This is a genomic window from Streptomyces sp. NPDC056169, from assembly GCF_042268445.1.
Taxonomy (GTDB): domain Bacteria; phylum Actinomycetota; class Actinomycetes; order Streptomycetales; family Streptomycetaceae; genus Streptomyces.
This window is the reverse complement of record NZ_JBHJUO010000007.1, coordinates 182,595-187,458: the sequence shown is the minus strand read 5'-3', so window position 1 is coordinate 187,458 and position 4,864 is coordinate 182,595. Positions and strand designations below refer to the sequence as shown.

Here is a 4,864-nt window from a genome sequence, read left to right as displayed (position 1 = left end):
CCTCCACGACCGGCACCACCAACACCCCCGGCACCACCAGCACCACCGGCACCAGCCCCCACACACACGGAACGGACAGGCGAGAACGGGAGCCATGGCGAACAACGAAGACAAGCTCCGCGACTATCTCAAGCGCGTCACCGCCGAGCTGCAGCAGAACACCAAGCGTCTGCGCGAGATCGAGGGACGCGCGCACGAGCCGGTGGCGATCGTGGGCATGGCGTGCCGCCTGCCGGGCGGTGTCGCCTCGCCTGAGGACCTGTGGCGGCTGGTGGCCGGGGACGGGGACGCGATCTCGGAGTTCCCGGAGGACCGGGGCTGGGACGTGGAAGGCCTGTACGACCCCGACCCGGACGCGTCCGGCAGGACGTACTGCCGGTCCGGCGGATTCCTGCACGACGCGGGCGAGTTCGACGCCGACTTCTTCGGGATCTCGCCGCGCGAGGCCCTCGCCATGGACCCGCAGCAGCGGCTGTCCCTCACCACCGCGTGGGAGGCGATCGAGCACGCGGGCATCGACCCGACGACCCTGAAGGGCAGCGGCCTCGGCGTCTTCGTCGGCGGCTGGCACACCGGCTACACCTCGGGGCAGAGCACGGCCGTGCAGTCGCCGGAGCTGGAGGGCCACCTGGTCAGCGGCGCGGCGCTGGGCTTCCTGTCCGGCCGTATCGCGTACGTCCTCGGTACGGACGGGCCGGCCCTGACGGTGGACACGGCGTGTTCGTCGTCGCTCGTCGCCCTGCACCTCGCGGTGCAGGCCCTGCGCAAGGGCGAGTGCGACATGGCCCTCGCCGGCGGCGTCACGGTCATGCCGAACGCGGACCTCTTCGTCCAGTTCAGCCGGCAGCGCGGGCTGGCCTCGGACGGCCGGTCGAAGGCGTTCGCCACCTCGGCGGACGGGTTCGGCCCGGCGGAGGGCGCCGGAGTCCTCCTGGTGGAGCGCCTGTCCGACGCGCGACGCAACGGGCACCGGGTGCTCGCGGTCGTACGCGGCAGCGCGGTCAACCAGGACGGCGCGAGCAACGGCCTGACGGCTCCGAACGGCCCGTCGCAGCAGCGCGTGATCCGGCGGGCCCTGGCGGACGCCCGGCTCGCGGCGGGTGACGTGGACGTCGTCGAGGCGCACGGCACGGGCACGCGGCTCGGCGACCCGATCGAGGCGCAGGCGCTCATCGCCACGTACGGGCAGGAGCGCAGCAGTGAACAGCCGCTGAGGCTGGGCGCGTTGAAGTCGAACATCGGGCACACCCAGGCGGCGGCCGGTGTCGCCGGTGTGATCAAGATGGTCCAGGCGATGCGCCACGGGCTGCTGCCGAAGACCCTCCACGTGGACGAGCCCTCGGACCAGATCGACTGGTCGGCGGGCACGGTCGAGCTCCTCACCGAGGCCATGGACTGGCCGGAGAAGAACGACGGCGGACTGCGCCGCGCGGCGGTCTCCTCCTTCGGCATCAGCGGCACGAACGCCCACGTGGTCCTGGAAGAGGCCCCGGCCACCGAGACGGCGGCGCGGTCCGTCGAGTCCCCCGCCGGTGTGGTCCCGTGGCTCGTGTCGGCGAAGACCCCGGCCGCGCTCGACGCCCAGATCGGGCGGCTCGCCGCGTACGCGGACAGCCGTACAGACCTGGACCCGGCCGCGGCGGGCCGCGCACTCCTCGACGGACGCACGGCGATGGAACACCGCGCCGTCGCCATCGGCGACAGCCGGGAGACCCTGCGGGACGCGCTGCGGATGCCCGAAGGACTGGTACGCGGCACGGCGTCCGACCTCGGACGCGTGGCGTTCGTCTTCCCCGGCCAGGGCACCCAATGGGCCGGCATGGGAGCCGAACTCCTCGACGCATCAAAGGAGTTCGCGACCGCGATGGCCGAGTGCGAGACCGCACTCTCCGCGTACGTGGACTGGTCCCTGGAAGCCGTCGTCCGACAGACACCGGGCGCCCCCTCCCTGGAGCGGGTCGACGTCGTCCAGCCCGTCACCTTCGCCGTCATGGTGTCCCTGGCGCGGGTCTGGCAGCACCACGGCATCACACCCCAGGCCGTGATCGGCCACTCGCAGGGCGAGATCGCCGCCGCGTGCGTCGCCGGTGCGCTGAGCCTGGACGATGCCGCGCGTGTCGTGGCCCTGCGCTCCAAGTCGATCGCCGCTCACCTCGCAGGCAAGGGCGGCATGCTCTCCCTCGCCCTCAGCGAGACAGCCGTACTGGAGCGACTGGCCGGATTCGACGGGGTCTCCGTCGCCGCCGTGAACGGGCCCACCGCCACCGTCGTCTCCGGCGACCCGACCCAGATCCAGGAACTCGCCACCACCTGCGAAGCCGACGGCATCCGCGCCCGGATCATCCCCGTCGACTACGCCTCCCACAGCGCCCACGTCGAGACCATCGAGGACGACCTCGCCAAGGTCCTCGCCGGACTCACCCCTCAAGCCCCTCGGGTGCCGTTCTTCTCCACCCTCGAAGGCGCCTGGATCACCGAACCCGCCCTCGACGGCACCTACTGGTACCGCAACCTCCGCCACCGCGTCGGCTTCGCACCCGCCGTCGAAACCCTCGCCACCGACGAAGGCTTCACCCACTTCATCGAAGTCAGCGCCCACCCCGTCCTCACCATGGCCCTCCCCGAAACCGTCACCGGACTCGGCACCCTCCGCCGCGACAACGGCGGACAGCACCGCCTCACCACCTCCCTCGCCGAAGCCTGGGCCAACGGCCTCACGGTCGACTGGAGTGCTCTCCTCCCCACCACGACCACCACCCACCCCGACCTCCCCACCTACGCCTTCCAGACCGAGCGCTACTGGCTCCAGAGCGCCGCCCCCACCAGCGCCGCCGACGACTGGCGCTACCGCGTCGACTGGAAGCCGCTGGCGACCGCCGAGCAGGCGGACCTGGCCGGCCGGTGGCTCGTCGCCGCCGGTGGTGAGCCCGACGCCGAGCTGCTGGGCGCGCTGAAGGCCGCCGGGGCCGAGGTGGAGGTGCTGGAGACGGGCGGGGACGACGACCGCGAGGCGCTCGCCGCCCGGCTCGCCGGGCTGACGGCCGGTGCGGGATTCACGGGTGTGGTCTCGTTCCTCGACGGACTCACGCCCCTTCTCGCCTGGGTGCAGGCGCTGGGCGACGCCGGAATCGACGCACCTCTGTGGTGCGTCACCCGGGGCGCCGTAGCCGTCGGCCGACACGACACTCCCGCCGACCCCGAGCAGGCCATGCTCTGGGGCCTCGGCCGGGTCGTCGCCCTCGAACACCCCGACCGGTGGGCCGGTCTCGTCGACCTCCCCACCACGGAGCTCGACGCAGCCGCGCTCGGCCACCTCACGACCGCCCTCTCCGGCAGCACCGGAGAGGACCAAATCGCCATACGGGCAACGGGACTTCACGCCCGCCGCCTCGCCCGCGCCCCCCTCCACGGACGCCGTCCCGCCCGCGACTGGCAGCCCCACGGCACCGTCCTCATCACCGGCGGCACCGGAGCCCTCGGCAGCCACGCCGCCCGCTGGACGGCCCAACACGGCGCCGACCACCTCCTCCTCATCAGCCGCAGCGGCGACCAAGCCCCCGGAGCCGACCAACTCACCGACGAACTCACCTCCCTCGGCGCACGCGTCACCATCGCCGCCTGCGACGTCGCCGACCCCCACGCCCTGCGCACCCTCCTCGACACCATCCCCGCCGACGCGCCCCTCACCGCGGTCATCCACACCGCCGGCGCACCGGGCGGCGACCCCCTGGATGCCACCGGCCCCGAGGACGTCGCCCGCATCCTGGGCGCGAAGACCAGCGGCGCCCAGGTCCTCGACGACCTGCTGCGCGGCACTCCGCTGGACGCCTTCGTCCTGTACTCCTCCAACGCCGGGGTCTGGGGCAGCGGCGGCCAGGGCGTCTACGCGGCGGCCAACGCCCACCTCGACGCCCTCGCCGCCCGGCGCCGGGCCCGTGGCGAGACCGCGACCTCGGTCGCCTGGGGTCTCTGGGCGGGCGACGGCATGGGCCGGGGCGCCGACGACGCGTACTGGCAGCGGCGCGGCATCCGCCCGATGAGCCCGGACCGTGCCCTGGACGAACTGGCCAAGGCGCTGTGCCACGACGAGACCTTCGTCGCCGTGGCCGACGTGGACTGGGAGAGGTTCGCGCCCGCGTTCACGGTCTCGCGCCCCAGCCTCCTGATCGACGGCGTCCCGGAGGCGCGGCAGGCACTCGCCGCACCCGCCGGCGGCACCGCGGCCCCCGGCGACACGGCTTCGGCGGCGTCCGGGCAGTCGACGGCGCTGGCCGCGATCACCGCGCTCCCCGAGGCCGAACGCCGGCCCGCGCTCCTCGCGCTCGTCCGCACCCACGCGGCGGCCGTACTCGGTCACCCCTCCCCCGACCGGGTGGCTCCGGGCCGCGCCTTCACCGAGCTCGGCTTCGACTCGCTGACGGCCGTGCAGCTCCGCAACCAGCTCTCGGCTGCGGTCGGCAAGCGGCTCCCCGCCACCACGGTCTTCGACCACCCGACGCCCACCGCGCTCGCCGCGTACCTCCATCAGGAGTACGTCGCGCCGGCCGACCCCGCCCCCACCGACTGGGAGGGACGGGTACGCCGGGCCCTGGCCGAACTGCCCCTCGACCGGCTGCGCGACGCGGGTGTCCTCGACGCCGTCCTGCGCCTCACCGGCATCGAGCCCGAGCCGACACCCGGCCGGACGGACGGCGGAACCGCCGGCCCCGGCACAGAGTCGGAGGCGGACGCGGAGCCGGAGGCGTCGATCGACGACCTCGACGCCGAGGCCCTTATCCGGATGGCTCTCGGCCCGCGCACCACCTGACCCACACATCAGGTCACACGCCCCCCACACGCCCACAACCCCATCCACGAGCGGAAG

At 73.7% G+C, this 4,864-nt stretch carries 1 protein-coding gene; it reads left to right on the top strand.

The features are described from left to right. The first annotated feature begins 94 nt into the window (after positions 1–94). Positions 95–4,807, top strand: a complete 4,713-nt coding sequence (locus ACFC0G_RS13475; protein WP_376401945.1) for an SDR family NAD(P)-dependent oxidoreductase — start codon at positions 95–97, stop codon at positions 4,805–4,807. The last annotated feature ends 57 nt before the right edge of the window (positions 4,808–4,864 follow it).

Bases quoted from the DNA above. Each gene is read 5' to 3' on its own strand.
- ACFC0G_RS13475 (WP_376401945.1), top strand. From the start codon at position 95: ATGGCGAACAACGAAGACAAGCTCCGCGACTATCTCAAGCGCGTCACC.